General features: G+C 68.0%; 20 protein-coding genes. 11 read left to right on the top strand and 9 right to left on the bottom strand.

Features of this window, described 5'->3' with window-relative positions:
- The 5 genes from MJ797_RS11330 to MJ797_RS11315 form a co-directional block, all read left to right on the top strand.
- A partial coding sequence (locus MJ797_RS11330) for an HNH endonuclease signature motif containing protein (protein WP_239334286.1) occupies positions 1-970 on the top strand: 970 nt, incomplete at its 5' end.
- Between the two features lie 447 nt (positions 971-1,417).
- Positions 1,418-1,612, top strand: coding sequence for a hypothetical protein (locus MJ797_RS11325; protein ID WP_239334285.1), 195 nt, complete (start codon positions 1,418-1,420; stop codon positions 1,610-1,612).
- A 118-nt stretch (positions 1,613-1,730) separates the two neighbouring features.
- Complete coding sequence (locus tag MJ797_RS27470; RefSeq protein ID WP_374581984.1) at positions 1,731-2,540, top strand: radical SAM protein; 810 nt, start codon at positions 1,731-1,733, stop codon at positions 2,538-2,540.
- A complete protein-coding gene (locus tag MJ797_RS27465) occupies positions 2,494-2,826 on the top strand; it encodes an SPASM domain-containing protein (protein WP_374581982.1) in 333 nt (110 codons plus the stop codon). Before MJ797_RS27470 ends, MJ797_RS27465 begins: the two co-directional genes overlap by 47 nt.
- Positions 2,827-3,402: 576 nt before the next feature.
- Positions 3,403-4,350: a 50S ribosomal protein L11 methyltransferase gene (locus MJ797_RS11315; RefSeq protein ID WP_308128306.1), complete on the top strand. Its 948-nt coding sequence runs from the start codon at positions 3,403-3,405 to the stop codon at positions 4,348-4,350.
- 17 nt (positions 4,351-4,367) lie between these two features.
- On the opposite strand, the gene MJ797_RS11310 is transcribed toward MJ797_RS11315, so the two are convergent.
- The 3 genes from MJ797_RS11310 to MJ797_RS11300 form a co-directional block, all read right to left on the bottom strand.
- Entirely contained in the window at positions 4,368-4,976 is a 609-nt protein-coding gene (locus MJ797_RS11310; protein WP_239312801.1) for a pentapeptide repeat-containing protein, read from the bottom strand.
- A 201-nt stretch (positions 4,977-5,177) separates the two neighbouring features.
- Positions 5,178-5,993 carry a tetratricopeptide repeat protein gene (locus MJ797_RS11305; RefSeq protein ID WP_239334282.1) on the bottom strand — a complete coding sequence of 272 codons (816 nt, stop codon included), beginning with the start codon at positions 5,991-5,993 and terminating at the stop codon, positions 5,178-5,180.
- A gap of 206 nt (positions 5,994-6,199) precedes the next feature.
- On the bottom strand, positions 6,200-7,366 hold the full coding sequence (locus tag MJ797_RS11300; protein WP_239334281.1) for a hypothetical protein: 1,167 nt from the start codon (positions 7,364-7,366) through the stop codon (positions 6,200-6,202).
- 621 nt (positions 7,367-7,987) lie between these two features.
- Here MJ797_RS11300 and MJ797_RS11295 point away from each other — a divergent pair.
- Positions 7,988-9,421 carry an ATP-binding protein gene (locus MJ797_RS11295; protein WP_239334280.1) on the top strand — a complete coding sequence of 478 codons (1,434 nt, stop codon included), beginning with the start codon at positions 7,988-7,990 and terminating at the stop codon, positions 9,419-9,421.
- Positions 9,422-9,464: 43 nt separating this feature from the next.
- On the opposite strand, the gene MJ797_RS11290 is transcribed toward MJ797_RS11295, so the two are convergent.
- From MJ797_RS11290 to MJ797_RS11270, 5 genes are read right to left on the bottom strand one after another with little or no spacing between them, the layout of a single operon-like run.
- Positions 9,465-9,785, bottom strand: a complete 321-nt coding sequence (locus MJ797_RS11290) for a hydrogenase/urease maturation nickel metallochaperone HypA (protein WP_239334279.1) — start codon at positions 9,783-9,785, stop codon at positions 9,465-9,467.
- The gene (locus MJ797_RS11285; protein WP_239334278.1) at positions 9,778-10,329 is read right to left on the bottom strand and encodes a HyaD/HybD family hydrogenase maturation endopeptidase; all 552 of its coding nucleotides are present in this window, start codon (positions 10,327-10,329) and stop codon (positions 9,778-9,780) included. The genes MJ797_RS11290 and MJ797_RS11285 overlap by 8 nt, the downstream gene beginning before the upstream one ends.
- The gene (cybH, locus tag MJ797_RS11280; RefSeq protein WP_239334277.1) at positions 10,326-11,039 is read right to left on the bottom strand and encodes a Ni/Fe-hydrogenase, b-type cytochrome subunit; all 714 of its coding nucleotides are present in this window, start codon (positions 11,037-11,039) and stop codon (positions 10,326-10,328) included. The genes MJ797_RS11285 and cybH overlap by 4 nt, the downstream gene beginning before the upstream one ends.
- Positions 11,036-12,790: a nickel-dependent hydrogenase large subunit gene (locus tag MJ797_RS11275; protein ID WP_239334276.1), complete on the bottom strand. Its 1,755-nt coding sequence runs from the start codon at positions 12,788-12,790 to the stop codon at positions 11,036-11,038. The genes cybH and MJ797_RS11275 overlap by 4 nt, the downstream gene beginning before the upstream one ends.
- A complete protein-coding gene (locus MJ797_RS11270; protein WP_374581998.1) occupies positions 12,787-13,929 on the bottom strand; it encodes a hydrogenase small subunit in 1,143 nt (380 codons plus the stop codon). The genes MJ797_RS11275 and MJ797_RS11270 overlap by 4 nt, the downstream gene beginning before the upstream one ends.
- 387 nt (positions 13,930-14,316) lie before the next feature.
- On the opposite strand from MJ797_RS11270, the gene hypF reads away from it, so the two are divergent.
- The 5 genes from hypF to MJ797_RS11245 all read left to right on the top strand — a co-directional run bounded on the left by hypF (position 14,317) and on the right by MJ797_RS11245 (position 19,967).
- A complete protein-coding gene (hypF, locus tag MJ797_RS11265; RefSeq protein ID WP_239334274.1) occupies positions 14,317-16,809 on the top strand; it encodes a carbamoyltransferase HypF in 2,493 nt (830 codons plus the stop codon).
- A 4-nt stretch (positions 16,810-16,813) separates the two neighbouring features.
- Positions 16,814-17,080 (top strand): HypC/HybG/HupF family hydrogenase formation chaperone, encoded by a 267-nt coding sequence (locus MJ797_RS11260; RefSeq protein WP_239334273.1) that lies wholly within the window; start codon positions 16,814-16,816, stop codon positions 17,078-17,080.
- Complete coding sequence (gene hypD, locus MJ797_RS11255; RefSeq protein ID WP_239334272.1) at positions 17,077-18,243, top strand: hydrogenase formation protein HypD; 1,167 nt, start codon at positions 17,077-17,079, stop codon at positions 18,241-18,243. Before MJ797_RS11260 ends, hypD begins: the two co-directional genes overlap by 4 nt.
- 104 nt (positions 18,244-18,347) lie before the next feature.
- Positions 18,348-19,346 (top strand): hydrogenase expression/formation protein HypE, encoded by a 999-nt coding sequence (gene hypE / locus MJ797_RS11250; RefSeq protein WP_239334313.1) that lies wholly within the window; start codon positions 18,348-18,350, stop codon positions 19,344-19,346.
- A 57-nt stretch (positions 19,347-19,403) separates the two neighbouring features.
- Positions 19,404-19,967 (top strand): gluconokinase, encoded by a 564-nt coding sequence (locus MJ797_RS11245; protein ID WP_239334271.1) that lies wholly within the window; start codon positions 19,404-19,406, stop codon positions 19,965-19,967.
- Here the strand turns inward: MJ797_RS11245 and MJ797_RS11240 are convergent.
- Positions 19,915-22,797, bottom strand: coding sequence for a tetratricopeptide repeat protein (locus MJ797_RS11240; RefSeq protein WP_239334270.1), 2,883 nt, complete (start codon positions 22,795-22,797; stop codon positions 19,915-19,917). The two genes, MJ797_RS11245 and MJ797_RS11240, sit on opposite strands and share 53 nt — an antisense overlap.
- Positions 22,798-22,973 lie beyond the last annotated feature (176 nt).

Here is a 22,973-nt window from a genome sequence, read left to right as displayed (position 1 = left end):
GGCGGGTACCCCGGCGGCGACGGCCGGGGAGGCGGAGGCGTTCCTGCTCGCCCAGGCCGACCTGTTCGACCCGGCCGAACTGGCCCGGCTGGGCACGTTCCTGATCACCCAGCTGGTCGATCAGGACCCGGAGCCGGGTCAGGAGAAGGATCCGGCCGACGTGCGGGAGCTGTGGCTGACCGATACCGGGGCGGGTACCACCCGGATTCGCGGCACGCTGGACGCCGAGGCCGCCGCGATGCTGCGAGCCGCCCTCGATCCGCTGACCGCACCCCGCCCCGCCAGCCCTGGCAGTCCTGGCGCCGACAGCACGGATGGCAGCGGCAGCGAGGGCGAGGTACGGGACCGCCGCTCCCCGGCCCGGCGGCGCGCGGACGCGCTGGTCGAGCTGATCGGCCGGGCACTGGACACCGGCACGCTGCCCACCCAGGGCGGGCAACGCCCCCACCTCACCGTCCTGGTCCCGCTGCCCACGCTGCTCGGGGAACCCGGCGCGCCACCGGCGGAGACCAGCTGGGGGCTACCGCTGCCCGCCGCCGTGCTGGCCCGGCTGCGCTGCGACGCCACGATCACCCGCATTCTCCTCGACCCGACCGGAGTGCCGTTGGACGTGGGCCGCACCCAGCGGATCGTGCCCCCCGCCCTACGCCGCGCCCTGGCCGCTCGGGACCGCTGCTGTACGTTCCCCGGCTGCGACCGGCCACCCGGCTGGTGCGACGCCCACCACGTTATCGAATGGTCACACGGCGGGCATACCGCCCTGGACAACCTCGTCCTGACCTGCGGCCATCATCACCGACTGTTACATTACAGCGACTGGGAGATCCAGTTCGGTGCCGACGGCATCCCCGCATGGATCCCCCCGGCCTGGATCGACCCGACCCGCACCCCCCGACGCAACCCCTACCGCCGCACGTTCCGCGACACACGGGAGAGCCCCGGAGACAATCTCTTCAGTGGCGTGCCCTGACACCAACCGGTAGCGGGAAACGACCACCTGTGTACGGTGTGCTGGCCGTAGCATACGGCCCGGCACGACTGGCAGGCCATGGTGTCGAGGCCTTTCGCCTGGAGCGCTCCCGGTGTTCCGTGGACAGCGGACCTGAAGTCCACTGTCTGGAAGGGGCCTCGGATCACCGACGTTCGACCTGTCGCCAGCCAGAGGGGCTTCCATTTCAGCAAGGTGTCGACAGTCCGCGAACGAGTCCGGCGGCCGGGTATCTCAACCCGCTCGCCAGCGCTGACGGTGTATCGGCCGCCCAGCTGTGGTGGCCTCGGCGATGTCCTTCGGAGACAAGAGCGCTGTCTTTCCGGGGCAGCCGTGTCGTCGCCTGGTGGTGGTTTCCTATGCGAGCCGGCTCGATCACGAGCCGGTACCGCATCACTGAGTTTGTCCGCTCCGAAAGGGAGAAGGTCCATGACTGAAAGTCCAGCGCCAGCGCCGAGCTTTGCCCCATTCTTCACGGATATAGTCGCCGCTGGAATGCGGTGGCCACGTCACACCGGCGACGGGTTCGCCCCCGAGTTCAGCGCCACCCTTGCGGCGGGAATGCGGTGGCCACGTCACACCGGCGACGGGTTCGCACTCGACGCGGTCTCCGCGAGGCGCTGATTCAACTCAGCCACAGGCCGGTACCCACCGGGACAAAAATCCCCCAATGGGTACCGGTTCGAGGTGTCTCGACGCGCGTTATATCTGATCATTTCTATCCTCGTTCCGAGGAGGCCGAGTGGAGTCACGACCAGAACCGCCATTCGCTGGGCCCGCACATGCCGATCTTGACCTGACGAACGCGTGCAATTTACAGTGCTCACACTGCGATGTCTCGTCGGGCATTCCGCTGACGGAGGAACTTGACCGCACCGGGATATTCAGCATTATTGGCCAGCTTTACAATCTGGGAGTTCTTAGTCTCACCGTGGCGGGCGGGGAGCCGTTCCTTCGGCCTGATGCCGTTGACATCCTGGAACGGGCATGTAGCTATCCTGGGTGGCGTGTGAGCGTGATCACGAATGGTACGTTGCTTTCTGGGCGGCTTGTTTGGGATCTGCTCCACCGCTGCCCGGGTTTGAGTGTAACAGTGAGCCTTGATGGTTCGATGCCAGCTTCGTTCGATATTATCCGTCATAGCGGAAGGCGCACGACGGCCGCACAGAGGTCCTTGTTCTCGCTTGTGACGAGTGGAATAGCGCGCGGCGCGGAAGCGGGCTTGGAGATGCACGCAGCCTTTGCCCTCACCTGTGTTAATCAGGCCGATCTGATGCCAACCTATAATCTTGCGATCGACCTCGGTGTTCGTGACATACTTGCGATCAAGTTCTTTCCCGGCGGCCATGGTAGCGTTGACAAAAGCAAAGATGGGCGGCGATCTCCCCTATCTTGCTCTTTCCGTTCCAGCGCCGTGGGAGTTCTATCTCCCACTCATAGACGCTGGGGTCGACATCGCCGAGGCCGAGGCAGCATGGGGCTACCAAGCGCCTCTTCGGGAGCCGGTGTATCTCGCTACTGGTTCGCTTGGGGACCCCAGCGGAATTATTGATCTTAATGTAGTGGCAAATGGGGATGTCTTTCCGGTCACGCTCATGAGCCGCGATCGTTCGGCGCTCTGCGGAAATATAATGGACCGGCCTCTTGCCGACATCTGGCGATACTCAGAACCGCTCGGGCGCCTCCGCGAGTTGACCCTGAAAGATCTCTGCGAAGACTGCCGCGCCTGCGGGATAGTCACAATATGTGGAGGAGGTTCGCGGGCACGCGCTCTCACCCGAACAGGCCGTATCGATGGGCCAGACACTGCCTGCCCGCGAATAGGCCGCGCCGAATGAGTAGTCTTTGGGAGGATATCGATGCTGACATTCGCCGACGGAGGTCTCGCCGTCCGAGTACTAGTCCGCCAGACAGGCGAATGCGAGATTCGTTTTGACGGTAGAATTCTTGTGGGAAACTTGGACCTGACCGCGCTCGTATCGTATTTAGACCACGATCCGGACGGAAGCCGAAGCGACAGTTTCGCCACTTTTTTGGGCCTCTCAGGGAAGGATTTCGTCAGCAGGGCGAAATCTGTCCTCCTGAGTATGCGCGATGTCGGGATACCGATTTCTGTATGGGGAAGCTGGGCTCAACATGTCTGCTCGGAGTAATACTCCGCACAGGCATGCCGTAGCTATCCTCTCTAGACTGGTCTTTCGCACATGAGATTTCGATGCTCCGGCCGACGCTATTTTCGATCATGATGACGGACTCTCGTCGATAATCCGCACCCACCGTGACCGGTCGCACCGAGTTTTGCCAGAAAGTGCCCTCCAGGCACCAACAAGGCGAACAGTGGACAAATAAAAAATCACACCATCCGCCCACCGAATACACGTGCGGAAGACGAGCCTAGAAAAGGCGTGACAACGATGGGAATTGCCACCGACTACAGCCAGCTCCGCCCACATCGCTCAATGCTACGGGACACCTCACGCACGTTCGCATTCGCGCGGGCTCTACACCACGCCGTCACCTCAGAGTCGATCGTTCTCGATATGGGCACGGGTACGGGGATTTTGGCCATGATCGCTGCGCGCCTCGGAGCGGCGAAGGTGATCGCTGTGGAACGCACGAGGATGGCCGACATCGCCCGGCGGCTCGTATTTGATAATCGCCTTGACACGACCATCGACGTCATCTTCGCGGACGCTGCGGAGATTGAGCTGGATGGGAAGGTCGACGTTCTCGTCAGTGAGTGGCTCGGCGGCATTGCCATCGATGAAAATCTTCTGAGCCCCCTCCTCGCGGTCCGCGATAAGTGGCTCAAACCCGGCGGTACGCTGATTCCAGCCGCGATCACATCATGGCTTGCGCCGACATTCGATCCGTATCTCGCGGACGAGTTCGACTTCTTCACATCGCGAACCTACGGTATCAACCTTGATCTTATCCGCGACATGTCGGCAAACGAGCTGTACTACGGCCGTCATCATTTAGGTTCCGACACTGTACTGAGTCCCGCCCAAGAGATGTGGAGTCTTGATCTCGCGACGTTGCGGGCGCCAGACACCGACCGTGGATATGCGGCATCGTGTGACTTCGTCTTCGAGGCCGATGCGGTGGCAAATGGCCTCATGATGTGGTTCTCAGCAGTCCTCACCCCCAACGTTTCGCTGTCCTGTGCGCCCGACAGCGAAACGTGCTGGGGGCGCACTGTAGCGCCGTTTACGACCGCTATTGCCTTACGCGCGGGTGATACACTCTCTGTCGATATGGAGGTCGAGCCAGCCGGGCCGGGGTGGGTCTACACGCGGTGGTCCTACGCGGTCAACGGAGTTTCCCGGGGCGCGGGTGACAACCACAAGGCGCTGATTTGACCTCGCTTGGAACCTCCCTATACCTCCTCGGCGACCTCTATTCCGAGGGCGCTGGCGAGCGAGAAGGCTAGACCACCGAGGTCTCCGGTGGATACGACTGCTCCCCTCATGCTCGTAACGCCGTGAACCCCGACGAGGCTACAATTCGCCAGTCGTGCCCCGTCCATCTGCGCTCCTGACAGTTGGGCGCCGGCGAGGTCGCAGTGTTCAAAGATAGCTCCCCGAAGGTCCGCGTCCTGAAAATCGGCCTGCTTCAGGTTGCAATTGCGGAACAGCGTGCTCGACATCCGGCAGGATCTGAAGTTCGCCAGATCGAGGCGGCAGTCCTCTATCAGGACATCGCGTAGTCTTCCCTGTGTCCATGCCGCGCCCGTCATCCTGTTCGTCCGAATCTCCGCCGAGATGAGGGACGACTTCACGGCTCGGATGTTCGACAGGTTCGATTTCTCGATTCTCACATGGGTCATCAAAACTGAGGTGAAGCGACATCCGCCCATATCCACGGACGCAAAACTGCTCTTTTCGAGCTCAATCGACCGGAAGGAGGCTCCACCGAAGTCGCTGCCGTTGAACAGCGTGGCGACGTATATTCCGTCATCCTGCAACTCGGTGCCCGTGTTGAGCACGGCAGGGATCTGCGGTGGGCTTGGCGTTCTCGCCTTGGCCGAACGATACGGCGCGTGGACCATGGGGGCATTGTAGGCGGTGCGGCGGTCGACGAGGCAGGGAGGTACCTGGTCTGCCGGGGGCCGCCCGTAGTCCGCCTACTGCGCTGCCCCGCGCGATGCTAGCGCGTTGTCCAGCTCTCGTACGGCTGACGAGGAGGTCTAGGAATCAAGCAACCGGCGGACCTCGGTTACACGTTGCACGATCCGGCCTGATCCTGTGTCCAACGCGATCGTGACAGCCTCGCTGAGGCAGGCGCATGCCGCATCGACGTTTCCCTGTTTTGTGTAGGCGTGAGCCAGTTCCGTGAGCGTCGACGCCCGCTCACGGACAAGTGTCGCTGGCAGCATCCGCAGGGACGTACGGAAGGATCGGGCGGCCTCAGCCGGCCGTCCGAAAAGGAGCTGGCAGCGTCCATACCACTTGTCCAGTTGGGAATAGCTGTAGAAGTCAAGCCATTCGTAGCCGGAGTCATCTGGTTGTGCGAGATGGCGTTCCGCCGCGCTCAGGGCCTGGCCGCAGGCCGCGTGCTCGCCCAGGGTTGCGTAACACCAGCCGGCCGCGGCCGCGAGCCAGGACGCCAGTCGCGGCGCCTGGACGCCAGCGGCCAGCCGCCGGGCGGCTTCCAGGTGGTCCAGCGCTTCTCGGGCCCGTCCCATCGAGGTCAAGGCACGTCCGAGATTGCCCATCGCCCAAGCCGCTCTGGCGGGGTCGTCGGCCTCCTGGGCGAGGGTCATTGCCCGTCGGTAGTGCAGTTCCGCCTCATCCGGGATGCCGGCATCGTAGGCCAGCCAGCCGGCAAGTTCGGCTGTCTCGCTCGCAAGCTGAATCAGCTCTCGGCGGTCCTCTTGCGCCACCTGCTCCCCGAGGTCGATGACGGCCTGAAGGTGGCGCCGGACGGCCGGGGCGACGTGAGCAGGGCCGATCTGTCCGTCGAGGCGCCTCAACGAGGAAGCGACTTGCCGGATATCGTCCACGGGCCGTCCAGGTCCGGCACGCTGACCGGAGGGGGTCAACGAGCCGGAAGCCACTACTGCCGCGGCAGGCAAGCCAGTCCGACGGCCAAGGTGGAGGACCGTGAGCGGCAGATCTCGTCTACGTGTCTGGTCCGTCACCGGCGGCCCCTCCTGCGACGACACAACGCAGACGATACGGTGCCGACCAGCGGTCGGGAAGGCTCTCGCTACACCGCCACAGCCCGCAAACGCTCATCGAGGCTATGTACTTCTCGATCCTCGCGGTATGCCGGAGAAATCGATCCGCGTATCGAACGGACCCTTTGTACTATCCGAGCCGATTTTGTCCACGACGCTATCTCGACGGCGTCACCGAGGAACGAGCATCCGGCGTCCAGCTCGTTGGCAGCGATGTGCGCTTCACCGAGATGACAGAGGAATTGGGATCGCTCGCGGACGAGATGCGGCGGGTGGAGAGCCAGGGCGCGCTCCAGTTCCCGCAGCGCATGCCGATGTTGTCCCAAGGCGAGGTATGCGCGGCCTCCGGCCGACACGACGTGTGCCATGTGGAAGAATGACATCCAGGAAGTGCAGGTGTCGCGTTCGGATGCTTCGAGTAACCGTTCGGCCATGCCATAGGAACGCCACGCCTCGTGGCCGTCACCTAGCCGTGCGTTTGTATGGCAGGCGATCGCGGCAAGCCAGGAACTGGTCACAGTAGAGCTGGTCCGACTAGCGACATCATGGGCTGCTTGGAGCACGTCGAGCGCTTGCCGGTCATTCTGTAGATGGTTCAGAACGAGAGCCTCGCTGCCCAGCACCCAGGCCAGAAAGCCGGGATCGTCCCCTTCGCCGGCAAGAGTCGCCGCTGCACGGTAATGAGCAAAGGATGCGTCATACTCGCCGACGTCGAAGGAAAGCCATGCGATGAGACCGGTGATGTCGGCTGCTTCCAATGCCAGTATATTGCGCCGCTGGCTCCGGCCCGCCTCGCGCAGCAGCGCGATCGTGAGTTGCTGGTGAGCCAACGCCTGATCAAGAATGCAGCCAGGGCCTAATGCCCCATCCAAACTTCTCAGTCGTGTCGTTATCTCGTGGAGGTCATTGCGTACCTGATCAGGTCGTGCGGATACCGAACCCGCCTGCGACGTCTGCGGACCCGAAGCCGAAACTGCCGCAGCGGCAGCCACCGATGCCGCCCCGGCCAGGCTGACGAATGTCCGGCGCCCCAGAACGCTCGACGAGGAAGCCCGCTCCTGCGGAGACCACCGAGCCGACTCCTCGTCAGGCTCTAAAAGACCAAGAGCCTCCGCCGACATCTCAAACAGGACGCACAACAGCACCCGGTAGTAAGGCGACACGGCGCGAGACCCCAACTCCCACTTCGCGACCATGACCTTGTCGGGGCTGACGTTCCGATGGTCCCGCTGCCACGCCAGGTCTTGGAGACGCTGGGCAAGGCCAGGGCGCGACCAGCCGCGGCCCTCCCGCTGCATCCGCAGCCGCGTATTTGGACGCCGGATCGGTCCGGCCTCATCACCTGCCATGTTCCTGCACCGCCCTCGCCAGCGGGGGATTTCAACGCCCGTAGCGTAACCGATTCGTGCGAGATGTTCCCATAAGACATCCGAAGAGTCCCGGTAGAACCTCCACCGCGCAGGTCGGGAATTGCTTGCATCGCCGTATGTTCGTTGATCTGGTTGCTGCTGGTATGACTTCCACGTGTTGGTGTGGTATCCCCGCTGCCCACCATGGAGGAAATCGCACTCCCGGAAGCCGCCACCCGCTCGCGCGGCCGGACAACCGCCGAGCAGGTCCTCGACACCGAAGCCGCCGGTCAACCCGGGCCTCGCCGCCCGCGATGAGTACGCCGAGGACTTGCTGGCGGCGGCCGCCGGGCTGATCTTCACGCCGGTCGGCCCCGACGGCCGCGACGGCCGCGACCCTCGTCTCCCCGTACGAAGTAAGATCCAATCTAAGTAAGAAGCGATCTATGTTGAGCGGGGAGCAGCACCGTGGAATTCAGCGGCAGGACGTCCGACATCGATCTCCTGGACGGCCAGCTCCGGCAGGTGGCAACCGGCCAGGGCGGCACCCGCGGACGCGCACTGATCATGACTGGCCGGCGCCGAGTGGGGAAGTCCCGGCTGGCCCAGGAGTTCTGCGATCGTTCGGGCGTACCGTATGTGATCTTTCAGGCGACGCGGGGCCGCAATCCCATCGCGGAACGGACCGACTTCACCGAGACACTGGCCCAGTCCGCCCTGCCCGGCGCGGAACTCGCCGCGGGCATGGGCACGGCCGACTGGAACCACGCCCTGCGCGCTCTCGCCGTCGCCGTCCCCGACGCCACACCCAGCATCGCGGTGATCGACGAGGTGCCATGGCTGGTCGAGCAGGACCGTGAGTTCGAGGGCGCGTTGCAGACGGTGTGGGACCGCCACCTGTCCGCGAAGCCCGTCCTGCTCCTCCTCGTGGGCAGTGACATGTCCGTCATGGAGGCGCTGGGGCACTACGGCCGCCCGTTCTTCGGACGGGCGGCAACAATGATCGTCCGGCCACTGCACCTGGCCGACGTCCAGTCCATCACCGGGCTGCCGGCCGGCGACGCAATGGACGCACTACTGATCACCGGCGGTTTTCCCGAGGTTGTCCAGGCATGGCAGGGCGGGATGAGCCGTGACGACTACCTCCGCCAAGCGCTCGCCAACCCGCTGTCCCCGCTGCTCATGGCGGGTGAGCTCACGCTGCTCGGGGAGTTTCCCGAAGCCTCCCAGGCCCGCGCCGTGCTGGCGGCGCTCGGCAGCGGAGAACGTACTTTCACCGCGATCGCCACCGCGGCCGGCGGAGCGAGCCCGCTGGCGTCGGGCACGCTGTCCCCCATCCTGACCATGCTGCTCGACAAGCAGGTCGTCGCGGCCGACAGCCCGCTGTCCAGCCGGCCCGACACGAAGAACAAGCGTTACCGGATCGCGGACCCCTACCTCCGGTTCTGGCTGACTTTTCTCGACCGTGGCATTCCGCTGGTGGAGCGGGGCCGCGGTGATGTCGTCCTCACCCGTATCGAACGTTCGTGGACCACCTGGCGTGGCCGGGCCGTCGAACCGGTCGTCCGAGAAGCCCTTCTTCGGCTGCTACCGGACGAGGCCTGGCCCGGCACCGAAGCGATCGGCGGCTGGTGGAACCGCCAGAACAATCCCGAGATCGACATCGTCGGTGCCGACCGCGCACCCGCCGCGGGGAAGGTCCACTTCCTGGGTTCCATCAAATGGCTGGAGAACCAGCCCTTTGGGCGGCGTGACTACGACAGCCTTGTCCGCGACATGCTCGCCGTCCCCGGCGTCGAGCCTGGAACACCCCTGGTGGCGGTCTCCCGCCGCGGCGTCGCCGACAGCCTCCCCCTCGCGGCGCACTGGGGGCCGGCCGATCTGATCCAAGCCTGGCGTTGACACCAGCCCTGCTGATCATCGGCTCGGCTCGTGGCCGGCGCGGTCAGCTCATCCAGTCGACGACGGCAAGCTCGTCCGCTGCCGCGATGACGATCCCGTTGCCGCCGCAGGACGGGCACGGATCGAGACGTCCGCCGTCGTACTCACAGCCGCAGGCGAAGCAGCGCAGCCGGTCGGCCGCGTTGCGCCATTCCACGTGGCTGGCTTCGAGACAGGTGCCAGTGGCCGCACCGTGCCACGCCGCGGCGGCGGCGTCGATGTCGACGCCGGTACCGATCGCGAGCACCACCGTCCGTACCCGCGCTCCCGCGCTCGCGTCGACGAGCGCGGCGACCGCCGCCCGCGCGAGACCGGCCTCATGCATCTGTGGGCACCTGCGCTCCCCGATCTGTCACTCCCCAGCCGGCCAGGATGCTCCGGGCCGCGGCCACCATCTCCGTGACGCTGGAGTCGATCAACGGGCTCAGCCCCCAGCGGTCCGCGATGGACTCGGGCACGACGCCGACCAGCGCGACGTGCTGGGGAGCGCAGCCCGCGAGCTCCGCGGCGGACAGGGCGTCCACCAGTCCGACGTCGTGCGCGCTCGCGCGCACTCCGTGGCCGCGCCGCACGTCACCGTCCCCGATGACGATCACATCACCCGGCCGGCCCTGCGCGCTCGCCACCGCGTCGAGGATGAGCACCGCCCGCCGGCCGGCCAGGTAGGGCATGAGCATGAGCCCGAGCGTCCCGCCGTCGAGCACCTCCACGCCCGGGACCGGGACGGCCCCCAGCCGCCGAGCCGCGACCACGCCGACGCCGTCGTCACCCAACAGCTCGTTGCCGATACCCAGGACCAGAACGGGCGCCACCACGTCGGCGCCGGCTGCCATCACCCCGGTCGCGGATCTAATCACAGCCCCGGTCACAGCCGCTCCTTCGGCAGGAACTTGGATCCGGAGAAGATCGAGGAGATCACACCCGTCCCCTCGACCCGGTCGACCAGCATGGCACTGTAGAGATGGTGGATCATGAATCCCCAGGTCAGCCACATGATCATATGGTGGATGAGCCGGATCGTCGGCAACGAGACCAGGTGGAACACCCAGCCGGTGAGAGAGGCGGCCCAGCTCCTGCCTTCCACACCCCACAGCGCGACTCCGGTGAAAATCTCGGCGGCGAACATCGTGTAGAGCACGGCGTAGGTCATGCCGGCGAGCGGGTTGTGACCGACGACCTCGGGCGCCTCGCGGTCGATGAACAGATAGAAACGCAGTGATGGGATGATCAGGCGTCGGCGTTCACGGGTGCTGGGGATCCACTCCGTCCACCGCGACCAGCGGTTGGGTGACAGGACGTGCCAGGCGGCCCGCGCGAGGATCAGGTCGATGAAGACAAACGCGGTGATCTCGTGGACCGTTCGCACCCAGGTGACCCAGTAGGCGTCGCCGCCGAGGCGCAGCTGCGGGTTCCCGATCAGGAAACCCGTCACACTGAGCACCACCAGCGCCAGGACGAGCAGCCAGTGCACGACACGTACCGGCAGATCCCAGACCCGCACCCGCACGAAGGCCTGCTCCGGGCACGCCCGCGGCGCGGCTTTCCCCAGCGCGGCCTTGTCCGGCACGGCGGCGGTCACTGGACCCGCACCTCGACGATGTCGCGGCCGTCCGCGTCGTACACGTGCGCCGCGCAGGCCATGCAGGGATCGAACGAGTGCAGTGTCCGCAGTACCTCCAGCGGTCGCCGCGGATCGACGACAGGGGTGCCGACCAGGGCCGACTCGTAGGCACCTGGATTACCCCGCTCATCGCGGGGGCTGGCGTTCCAGGTTGTGGGTACCACCGCCTGGTAGTTGCTGATCCGTTCGCCGTCGATGACGACCCAGTGCGACAGCGATCCCCTGGGGGCCTCGTGGAAGCCGACGCCGTGGGCCCGCCCGGCCGGCCAGGTCGAGGGATGCCACTTCTCGGTGTCCGCGATCGTCAGGTCCCCCGAGCCGATGTTCGCCCGCAGCCGGTCGAGGAGTTCCAGGGAGTACTGCGCCATCAGCTTCGTCTCCAGGCCCCGGGCCAGCACCCGGCCGAGGGTCGACATCAACGCCGTGGGCGCCAGCCGCAGCCCGTCCAGCGCGTCGCGCACGAGCGGCTGGATGCGGGCGTCGCCCGATGCGTAGCCGACGAGCATGCGGGCCAGCGGGCCGACCTCCACCGCGATCCCGTCGTAGCGCGGTGCCTTCAGCCACGAGTACTTCCCGCCGACGTTGAGCTGGGAGAAGGGCGGCTCGGGGCCGGTGTAGTCCGGCGTGGTCTGGCCCTGCCACGGGGCGAGCGCGGCGCCGGTGCCTGTGGCGCCGGGCGCGCCGGAGCCGTCGTAGCGGAACCACGAGTGGGCGACGGACTCGGCGATGTGGGCCGGGTCGAACGGTTCGACCGTCAGCGTGCCCCCGCGCGGGTAGGCGTCCCGGATGACCCCGCCGGGGAACAGACCGCCGGCCTGCGGCCGGCCCTTGGGCTGCGGTGCCTGCGCGAAGTCCCCGAACACCATGTACGAGCCCAGCCCCGCGCCGTACGTCGTCCATTCGGGGTAAGCCGCCGCGATCGCGTACAGGTCAGGCAGGAACACCTTGTCGACGAAGTCCAGCCCCCGCGCCAGCAGCTGGGCGAGATCGGTCAGCGTGTTGTCGTTGATCGCCTCCTGGCTCGCCAGATCGATCGGGGACGCCATACCGCCGACGACATAGGTCTGCGGATGCGGGTTCTTGCCGCCGAGCAGCGCGTGCACCCGGACGTAGTCCCGCTGGAAGTCCAGCGCGTCGAGATAGTGGCTGAACGCCACCAGGTTCAGCTCCGGGCTGAGCCGGTACGCGGGATGCCCCCAGTACCCGTTCGTGAACGGGCCGATGTTCCCGCTCGCGAGGAACGCGCCCAGCCGGGCCTGTACCGCGGCGAACAGCTTCGCCGTCGAGCGCGGATAGTCCGAGCTGGCCTGGGCGAGCGCCGCGGCGCGCGCGGGGTCGGCCTTCAGCGCCGCGGTCGGGTCGATCCAGTCCAGCGCCTGCAGATGGTAGAAGTGCACAACATGATCATGGACGAACAGCGCCGCGGCGATGATCTCACGCAGCAGCCGGGCGTTGCGGGGCGGGACCGCACCGACCGCGTCCTCGACGGCGCGTACCGAGGCCAGCGCGTGCACGGTGGTGCAGACACCACAGATCCGCTGCGCGAACAGCCAGGCGTCCCGGGGGTCCCGGCCCTCGACGATGGTCTCGATGCCGCGCCACATCGTCGACGAGGCGTACGCCTCGGTGACGCGGCCACCGTCCACCGCCACCTCGACACGCAGATGACCCTCGATCCGGGTCACCGGGTCGATGACCAGCCGGCTCATGTCGCCTGCCCGCCTCTGTCGTCAGCGGGCCCAGCGGGCTCGGCGGGCTCGGCCGCGTCCTGGATGTCCTGGATGTCCTGGATGTCCGTGGTCGCGTGGGACGCGGCCACGCGGTGCTGGATGACCTTGCCGGCCCCGTGCGCCGCGAATCCGGTCGCGGTCGCCGCGAGGACACCCAGACCGATCCTGTCCGCCGTGAGGCTGAAGTCCCGCGTCGCGACATGCGGCAGCCGGTCGTAGAACGGCGACATCGTGTCCCAGAAACCAGGCTCGGAACAGCCCACACAACCGTGCCCGGCCGCCACCGGCCAGGACGTCCCCCCGTTGTAACGAACGCTCGGGCAGTTGTGGAACGTGGCCGGTCCCTTGCAGCCGAGCCGGTACAGGCACCAGCCCCTGCGATGGCCGTCGTCGCCCCAGGACTGCGCGAACTGGCCGGCGTCGAAGTGGCCCCGGCGCGCGCAGGTGTCGTGGATGCGCTGCCCGTAGGCGAACAGCGGGCGGCCGAAGCCGTCCCGGGCCGGGAACTGCCCGAACGTCAGATAGTGGACGATCGTCGCGGTGAGGTTGTCGGCGTTGACCGGACAGCCGGTCAGGTTGACGACCTCGACCCCGCCGACGACGTCTTCCACCCGGACCGCGCCGGTCGGGTTGGGGCCGGCGGCGGGGATCCCACCGAACGCCGAGCAGGTGCCGGCGTTGATGATCCCGGCCGCGCCGCGGGCAGCGCTCCTGAGTATCTCCTCGGCCGATCGGCCTCCGACCGTGCACGACCCCGGGATGCCGGTGGGCACGGAGCCCTCGACCACGACCAGGTGCCCGCCCCGCGCCACGGCCTTGTCCCGGGCGTCCTCGGCGTCGGCGCCGGCTGCCGCCATCAACGTCTCGTGGTAGTCGAGCGAAATCATTCCCAGGATCAGGTCCGCGACGGATGGGTTGCGCGAGCGTACGAACGCTTCGCTGTCACCGGCACAGTCCTGGAACTCCAGCCACACGACGGCAGGCCGGTCGATCCTGTCCAGCGCCGCCGCGACCTGGGGAGCGAGCTGGGGCGGCAGCGCGAGGGTCGCGACGACCCCCGCGCAGAACTTCAGGATCGACCGCCGCGCCACCCCGGCCTCGGCGAGCCGCGCGGACAGGGTGCCGTCCGCTGCCCGGTGCCGGGCACCACCGCCCGGTGGCGACACCCCGTGCGCCGCACCCTGCCCGGCCGTCCCGCAGCTGCTGTTCACGGCTTGCCTCCCACATCGCCTCGACGGGACGTCAGCTGCCCGGCGCGCTCGGGAACAACGCTTGACAACAGCGCTTGACAACAGCGGCCGGACACTTCGCGCAACGAAACGCTAGGGCAGACCGTGGCGGGATTTGCGCGCTCCGCTCGGCCAGGCGACCGAAGACTGCCCGAGCACGGCTCTTTTCACGGGGCCGGCGGGCTGAAGGAAGCACCCGCCGCGGGTCCTGCGGGAGCCGGCGGCGGGCCGCTGGTCCCTTGCCCGCCATGACGCTCGGCGGCAAGACTTACGGTCATGATCCGGCCTGACGACACCGCCGGACGGCGCGAGCGCGTGGCACACCGGCTTGAGGTCCACGGGACCGTGCAGGGGGTCGGTTTCCGTCCGTTCGTCTACCGTCTGGGCACCAGCCTCGGGCTGGACGGCTGGGTGCGCAACGACGACGGCCGGGTCGTGATCGAGGCGGCCGGCCCGCCCGGAGCGCTCGCCGCTCTCGCGTCCCGGCTGCGCACGGACGCCCCGCCGCTGGCCCGGGTACGCGACGTCCGGGTCACCGAGCTGTCCGCCCGGATTCCGCGTCCGCGCTCGGGATTCCGGGTCGGGCCATCGACGGGCCGGCCGGCCGCGCCGGCATCGGCCCCTACGTCGGCATCGGCATCGGCCAGCCACGTCCGCGAGGTGCCCGCCGACGTCGCCACCTGCGAGGCCTGCCTGGCCGAACTGTTCGACCCGAACGACCGCCGGTACCGGTACCCCTTTGTCAACTGCGCCGACTGCGGCCCCCGGGCCACGATCGTCGACACCCTCCCGTACGACCGCACGCGCACGACGATGCGGGCCTTCCCCATGTGCGACGACTGCGCCCGCGAGTACACCGACCCGGGCGACCGGCGGTTCCACGCCGAGCCGATCGCGTGTCCGGCCTGCGGCCCCCAGCTCGCCTGGTGGGCCCCGGCCGGCGGCCGGGGCCCGCGGACGGATCCCCAGCCAGCCGCGTCGACAGCCGGCTCGGCCGCACTGGCCGCCGCTGTCGCGATGATCGACAGTGGCGGCACCGTGGCGCTCAAGGGGCTGGGCGGCTACCAGCTCGTGTGTGACGCGACCAACGGCGCGGCCGTCGCCCGGCTGCGGGCACGCAAGCACCGTCCAACCAAACCGTTCGCGGTCATGGTGACCGATCTGGACGCGGCGCGGGCACTGGCCGACATCGACACGGTGGAGGCGGGCCTGTTGACATCGGTCGCACGGCCGGTGGTGCTGCTGCGGCGCGCCCACGATGGTGTTCTCGCGGGCGCGGTCGGGGCGAGCGCCCCACGGCTCGGGCTGTTCCTGCCCGCCACCCCCCTGCACCAGCTGCTCCTCGGCGAGCTGGGCAGACCGCTCGTCGTCACCAGCGGGAACTCCTCAGGCGAACCGATCGTGATCGACGACGCCGAGGCCCGGGACCGTCTCGCCACCGTGGCCGACGGGTTCCTGAGCCACGACCGGGCCATCCGCTCTCCCTACGACGACTCCGTCGTCCGGGTCGTCGCGGGGCGTGGGTCGATGATCCGGCGCGCTCGCGGTTATGCACCGCGGCCGCTGCGGCTCCCCGTCTCTGCCGGCGAGCCGCTGCTCGCCGTCGGCGCGCAGCTCAAACACACGTTCACCCTGGCCGAGGGGACGACCGCCGTCGTCGGGCCGCATACGGGCGACCTTTCCCAGCAGCCCACGCTGATGGCGTTCGAACGCAGTCTCGCGCACCTGTGCGCAATGACCGGCATCACCCCGCGTGTCATCGTCCACGATCCGCACCCCGGCTATCTTTCCACCCAGTACGCGCTTTCCAGCCGGTACGCGATGATGAGCGGCGCGCGGCCGCGCGTCGCCGTGCAGCACCACCATGCGCACGTGGCGTCCTGCGCCGCCGAGCACGGTGTCACCGGACGGTTCATCGGCGTCGCCTACGACGGCCTGGGGCTCGGCGATGACGGCACCCTGTGGGGCGGTGAAGTGCTGGTCGCGGACCTCGTCTCCTATCGGCGGGTGGCCCGGTTCGGCCGGGCACCGTTGCCCGGTGGTACCGCGGCGCTGCGCCGTCCCGCCCGGGTGGCGCTGGGCTACCTGTTCGGCGCGGAACCTCTCGGCGGCGTGCCGGCCATCGGCACCTCGGCGACAGGCCGGCGCCTCGCCGCGCCGTTCCTGGACCGGTTGACGGATCGTGAGGTGTCCGTAGCCGCCCGGATGATCGAGCGCGGCGTCAACTGCCCCGTCGCCTCCAGCGCGGGGCGGCTGTTCGACGCCGTCGCGGCACTGCTCGGCCTGTGCGAGGAGGTGACCTACGAAGGTGAGGCCGCCGCCGCGGTGGAAGCCGCCGCGCTGGCGGCCGCAACGCCCGCGGTCAGCACGCCGGGCCCAGCGGCCGCTGGGCACGCCCGCGCCGTCGAGCTGCCCTGGCGGATCGTCGGTCATGGCGGCCTGCTCGTCTACGACCCGCGGCCGACGCTGCGGGCGCTGGTGGAGGGACTGCACGCCCGGGTCGCCGTCGGCGTCCTCGCCGCCCGGTTCCACGCCACGATCGTCGCGGTCACCGTCGCCCTGTGCACCGATGCCGCGCGGCGTCACCGGTTGCGAACGGTCTGCCTGTCCGGCGGGGTCATGCACAACCAGCTGCTTGCCGAAACCCTCCCCGCGGCGTTGGCGGCCGCCGGCCTCACCCCGTTGCTCAACGAACGGGTCCCGGCCGGAGACGGCGGAGTGAGCTATGGCCAGGCCGCGGTGGCCGCGGCGCGACTGAGGGGGGAATAAGCCCGTGTGTCTCGGTATACCAGGCCGTGTCGTGGCGACGACCGAAGTCGCCGGCCTGCTCATGGGCACGGTCGACTTCGCGGGCGTGACCCGCGAGGTCTGTCTCGGCTACGTGCCCCAGGCACGGGTGGAGGACTACGTCATCGTCCATGTCGGCTTCGCCATCAGCCTCGTGGACGAGGCCGAGGCCCGGCGCACGCTGGAGATCCTGCACGCGATGGGAGCGCTCGACGAGGAGCTTGGCGCCGAGCCAGCCCAGGAGGCCCGATGAGGTATCTCGACGAGTACCGCGAGCCGGCGCTCGCCCGGCGGCTGCTCACCAAGATTCACACAGTGACGTCGCGGCCATGGACGCTGATGGAGGTCTGCGGCGGCCAGACCCACACCATCGTCCGCCAGGGCATCGACGAACTGCTGCCCGCGGGGATCCGGATGATCCACGGACCTGGCTGTCCCGTATGCGTGACACCGCTGGAACTCATCGACAAGGCACTGGCCATCGCCGGGCGCCCCGAGGTCATCCTCACCTCCTACGGTGACATGCTCAGGGTTCCGGGGACGAGCACCGACCTGCTCGCCATGCGGGCCCGCGGCAGCGATGTCCGGGTCGTCTACTCACCGCTGGACGCCGTCCGCATCGCCGCGGCGTGCCCCGACCGCGAGGTGGTCTTCTTCGCCGTGGGGTTCGAGACGACGGCGCCCGCGAACGCCATGGCGGTGCTGCGCGCCCACGCGCTCGGCCTGACGAACTTCAGCGTCCTGGTCAGCCATGTGCTCGTCCCGCCGGCGATGACCGCGCTGCTGGACGCGCCGGGCTGCCAGGTGCAGGCGTTCCTGGCCGCCGGCCACGTCTGTGCCGTCATGGGATGGGCCGAATACGAGCCGCTGTCGCGGCGTTACCAGATCCCGGTCGTCGTGACCGGATTTGAGCCACTCGACATCCTGGAGGGCATCCTCATGGCGGTGCGCCAGCTCGAAGAAGGCCGTGCGCAGGTGGAGAACCAGTACGTCCGCGCCGTGCGGCGGGCCGGGAACATCCAGGCGCAGGCGGCCATCGGACGTGTGTTCGGTGTCCGTGACCGGATGTGGCGGGGCATCGGCACCATCCCGATGAGCGGTTTCGCGCTCGCGGACGAGTTCGCCTCCTATGACGCCGAGACACGCTTCGCCGTGGCCGGCCTGAGCACGCGGGAACATCCGGCCTGCATCGCCGGGGCCATTCTCACCGGAACGCGCCTACCGACCGACTGCGCGGCGTACGGTGCCGCGTGCACGCCGCGTACCCCGCTGGGCGCACCCATGGTGTCCAGCGAAGGGACCTGCGCCGCCTTCCACAGTGCCGGCCGGACCACAGCTGCCGGCCCGGCGATGGGTACCGGCCCGGCGGCGAGCGCCGGCCGGCTGCCGGCGGCAGCAGCCGCGGAAACATCATGACCATTTCCAGCCCAGCCGCCCCCGGTCCCAGCATCCTCAGCCCGGCCGCTACCGACCTGACCGGCGCCAGCTGCCCGCTGCCGCTGGCGGAGACCGAGAAGGTCATGCTCGGCCACGGCAGCGGCGGGCAGCTGTCCGCCGAGCTCCTGCATGACGTGCTCCTCCCGGCCCTCGGCGCGGCCGCGCCGGCCGGCGTTCCCGAGGACGCGGCCGTGCTCGACATCGACGGCACGACCGTGGTGCTGAGCACCGACTCCTTCGTGGTGAGCCCGCTCTTCTTCCCCGGCGGCGACATCGGCTCGCTGGCCGTGCACGGCACCGTCAACGACCTGGCGATGATGGGCGCCAGCCCGCTGGCCCTGGCCGTCGCCTACGTCATCGAGGAGGGTTTCCCGCTTGAGGATCTACGGCGGGTGACAGCCTCGGTCGGCGCGGCCGCGGCCGCTGTCGGCGTGCCCGTCGTCACCGGAGACACCAAGGTCGTCGGTCGCGGTGGCGCGGACGGGATCTTCGTGACCACGACCGGGATCGGCCGCCGCCTGCCCGGCGCACGTGTCTCGGCCGGATCCGCCCGCCCCGGGGACGTCATCGTGCTCTCCGGGCCGCTCGGCGCGCACGGCACGGCCATCCTGAGCGCCCGGGAGTCCCTCGGCTTCGACAGCGCGATCACCTCGGACACCCGTCCCCTGCACCGGCTGGTCGCGGCCATGGTGGTGGGCGGTGGCGCGGGACTGCGCGCGATGCGCGACCCCACCCGCGGCGGTGTGGCGTCCGCGCTGAACGAGATCGCCGCCGCGTCCGGAGCCGGGATCGAGATCGAGGAACAGGCCGTGCCCATCCCGGCCGCGGTGGCCGCCGCCTGCGAGGTCCTCGGCCTGGACCCGCTGCACGTCGCCAACGAAGGCTGCCTCGTCGCCGTCCTCGCGCCCGAGGCCGCCGACGCCGTGCTGGCCGCGATGCGCGCCCTGCCCGAGGGCCGGCACGCCGCCCGCCTCGGCACGGTCGTCGCCGCCCATCCCGGCCGGGTCGTCATGCGCACCCTGCTGGGCGGCACCCGCATCGTCGACATGCTCGTCGGCGAGCAGCTCCCCCGCATCTGCTAATGTGCGCTCTCCACCCGCCAACGTGCGCTCCTCGCAAACGCACCCAGGAGAATACGGATGACCCGGTCCGCAATCATCTCACCGCCGATCGCCGTGGTAATGGGAGTGGCTGGCAGTGGGAAAACCACGATCGGCCATCTGCTCGCGGAGCGGCTGGGTGTCGTCTATGCGGAGGCCGACTCGTTCCATCCGCCGGCCAACGTCGCGAAGATGACGGCCGGGCAGGCGCTTGACGACGACGACCGGCGGCCGTGGCTGGCTGCCATCGCGGCCTGGATCCGGGATCAGGTGAACACCGACAAGGGTGGGGTGGTGTCGTGCTCCGCGCTCAGGTTCCAGTACCGGGACCGGCTGCGCGAGGCGTACCCCGACGCGTGGTTTCTTCACCTGGACATCGACCGCGCGCGCGCCGTCGAACGGGTGGCCAGCCGACACGGCCATTTTATGCCGGCGTCGTTGGTGGACTCGCAGCTTCAGACGTTGGAACCGTTGCTTCCCGGCGAGAGAGGCACCGTGGTCGACGCCTCCGCCGCGCCGGAGGAAATCACCCGGACCGCGCTGAGACGATTTAACGAGTATCGAGCGGCGGGCCAGCCCGAAGAACCGCCAGCCGCTCCCTGACGTCATCCAGGTCCTTGCCGGCGCCGACGCTGAAATAGCCGTCCCGGGCGTGTTCGAACGAGGAGATGGCCTGGGCGTACTCGTGGCCACTCGCCTGGCACTCACCGATTCCCCGCCATGCCCTGGCCTCCTCGAGCCGGCTGCCCGCCCGCACCGCCAGCTTCCGGGCGCCGTCGAATTCGTCGCGCGCCCGGTCGGGTGCGCCAGACTTCAGCCACAATCGGCCCAGGTGGTTGCGGACCTCAGCAACCCCGAGATTGTCATTGATTGTGTCATACTGACGCAACGCTTCGTTCAACAGCTCGCGCGCCGCGTCCCGCATCGCGGGGTCCTTCCTCCCGACGGACCAGCCGACGTTGAAGACAGCGACGCCAAGGTTCTTGGACGCGTTGGCGACGCCAACCTCATCGGCGACCGCACGATACAGCCGCAGCGCCTCTTCCAACAGCTTGAGCGCGTCCTCGTAGGATTCACCCTCATTGTGGACGATACCCAGCTCATTGAGCGCGTTGGCCTGGCCGAGCAGGGCCGTGCGGGTACCGCCCACCGGTAGGCCCAGGCGCTGGAACCGGTCAAGCCGACGAAACAGCTCGGCGGTGTCCGTCAGGATCTCCACCGCCTGCCGCTGATGGCCCAACAGACGGTAGGTGATCCCGAGGTCGTTGAGCGCGATACCCCGGGCGCGGGCGTCACCACACCGTTCGGCGACATCAGCGGCCAGATGGTGCAGTTTCGCCGCATTCTCCCACGGCCCGTTGTTACGGAGATAGCCTGCCATGGCATCAATCAGGGCAACTACCATCCGTTGTCGATGCCAGCTAGTCCGCCGCCGGCCACCGACAGTTGGCCACCAGCTCCAGGCATCTCCCACCCGGCTTAACTGGCTTAGCTGGCGGCCGGTCACCGCTTCGACACGGGTTATGAGCGCCGAAGCACGGCCCCGCTCGACCGCGCGATGATCGTGCCGCGCGGCACGCTCGATGCAGCCGAGCAGATTCGGCTCCTCGACCGTGAACCAGGCCAACGCCTGGTGGCGCGCTTCCCAGTCGAGCGGTACTCGTGAGGCAGCAGCGGGCCGGCTGTGGCGCAGCAGGAACCATCCCGCTCGCCGCGCCATATCGGCGGCCTGTGCCTGGTAGTAGCAAAGCAGCCGGTCGAATGCGTGCGCACGGACGTCAGCGCCACTGGCGGGCAACGAGGGAGGCCCGGGGAGCCGCTGGGCGGCGTACGAGGCGATCACATCATGCATCCGCCAACGCCCCGGGGCGTTGGCGGGCCTGACCAGATGGGCCCGCTGCAACGTGCGCAGCTTCCAGCTTGCCCGCCACGGCTGCCAACCGACCAGCGCTGCCGCCGCCTCAGTCGATATCTCCGCACCGGGATTGACCGGTAACAGCCAGAACAGCTCAGCCGCGGCCGGGTCATGACGTACCATGCGCTCCCAGGAAAGCGTGAGGATCGGCGCCAGCAGCCTCTCGTCATTGTCCGGGCAGGCAATATTGTCCGGACAGGCAATCGGAACGGGGACGTCAGCGAGGTCCGCGACCAGGCCGGTCACAGCCAGCCGCGGGCTGTCAGCCAGCAGCGTGCCGGCGATGCGCAGGGCGAGGGGCCACCATCCGCACAGTTTGGCCAGCTCGTCAACCGCGCCACGCTGCTGGGCCACTCGCTGGTCGGACGGGTCACGATCGCGAAGCACACGGCCGAGGAGCTTTACCGCGTCCGAGGGGGCGAGGGCACCCAGCTCGACGACCTGATGATCAACAAGATCGAAAACGTTCTTTCGGGACGTCACCAATACCCGATGGGCCGGGTGCTCGGTCAGCAGACCGGCGATCTGATCCACATGCGAGACGTTATCGAGCACCAGTAGTACCGGTTTTCCGGCTTTGGCCTGTTCAGCCAGCATGCGGTAGTAAACTGCGGCCTGTTCGCCGAGCGTGGCGGGGAGCTCCTGAGCCTGGTCAAGGGCGACAAGCAAAGGACGGTAAACCTGATCCGCGCCGATCCCTGGATGGCGGCCGTAACCCTGCAGGTCAACGATGAAGGCGCCACCGGAAAACCAGCCCTTGCCCACCGCGTGAGCGGCGGCGCGGCGTACCAGCGCCGTCTTTCCCGTCCCGCCCGGTCCGATCACCACCGCGGCCGGCCGCGCGCCGGTGCCGGACCTGGCACCGGCCGACGCCAGCAGCCCCATCAGCTTCGCCAGCTCAGCACCCCGGCCGACAAACGCCTCCGACCCCGCCGGATCGTCGGCCGTCACGCTTTCCACGACCACCCGGCCCATATCGCCGAACGGCTTACCGGGGGTGGGGAAGGGCGGCTCGGGCATCGATCGCGCCTGGCCCGGAAGCATAGGCTCGCGACCGGGTTTCGCCCGGCCGGCCAAAGCGCTCTCGATGGCGGCAAGCAGCCGCCGCCGCGCGGCGTCGCGCGGCGGTTCGCCGGGCGGCAGCACGAACAGGTCTATTGATCTGATGTGGCTGATTTCCGGTGGTACGGAGCAGTCCTCCACTTTGATCGGTACAAGCCTGCGGTCAAACCCGTCCTGGTCACCATCCAACGCGGACTTCACACCATATGCCCGCAGCACATGCACATGGGCCTTCGAAAGCAGTACGATCACGCGCCGCGCGCATGTGGCGCTCGCACCTATGCCCGCCACCCAGTGCGTTCCAGGGACACCGTCCCAGGCCTCTATCAGCGTCAGGTAACCAACATCCTCCAGTTGCCAGGCGATCCACTCCGCCCACCGCTGGTCGTTCTGAGCGTAAGAAATCAAGAAATCCGGGTCCCGCCGGACCACCTGTTCAGCGTCGATTCCCCCCACCTCGGGCATGAACCTGATACTGCCACATAAATAAAGCCACCACGAGCAGCTTTCCAGAACTTGACAGTTCGTTGTGCTGGATCAACCAGCCCACATCGCAACCATTGCATGCATTCATTACCAATGTACAATGATCGCCAATGCCGCTTGGAACTCGACTCCCGGGTGGGGGAACA

Origin of the sequence: Protofrankia sp. CiP3, assembly GCF_917627345.1 — a bacterium.
Lineage (GTDB): Bacteria > Actinomycetota > Actinomycetes > Frankiales > Frankiaceae > Protofrankia.
The sequence above is the reverse complement of the archived record's forward strand: the minus strand, read 5'-3'. Positions and strand labels throughout refer to the sequence as shown.

Bases quoted from the DNA above. Each gene is read 5' to 3' on its own strand.
- MJ797_RS11275 (WP_239334276.1), bottom strand. From the start codon at position 12,790: ATGAGCCGGCTGGTCATCGACCCGGTGACCCGGATCGAGGGTCATCTG.
- MJ797_RS11315 (WP_308128306.1), top strand. From the start codon at position 3,403: ATGGGAATTGCCACCGACTACAGCCAGCTCCGCCCACATCGCTCAATG.
- MJ797_RS11300 (WP_239334281.1), bottom strand. From the start codon at position 7,366: ATGGTCGCGAAGTGGGAGTTGGGGTCTCGCGCCGTGTCGCCTTACTAC.
- MJ797_RS11290 (WP_239334279.1), bottom strand. From the start codon at position 9,785: ATGCATGAGGCCGGTCTCGCGCGGGCGGCGGTCGCCGCGCTCGTCGAC.
- MJ797_RS11245 (WP_239334271.1), top strand. From the start codon at position 19,404: ATGACCCGGTCCGCAATCATCTCACCGCCGATCGCCGTGGTAATGGGA.
- hypD (WP_239334272.1), top strand. From the start codon at position 17,077: ATGAGGTATCTCGACGAGTACCGCGAGCCGGCGCTCGCCCGGCGGCTG.
- hypF (WP_239334274.1), top strand. From the start codon at position 14,317: ATGATCCGGCCTGACGACACCGCCGGACGGCGCGAGCGCGTGGCACAC.
- MJ797_RS11325 (WP_239334285.1), top strand. From the start codon at position 1,418: ATGACTGAAAGTCCAGCGCCAGCGCCGAGCTTTGCCCCATTCTTCACG.
- hypE (WP_239334313.1), top strand. From the start codon at position 18,348: ATGCTCGGCCACGGCAGCGGCGGGCAGCTGTCCGCCGAGCTCCTGCAT.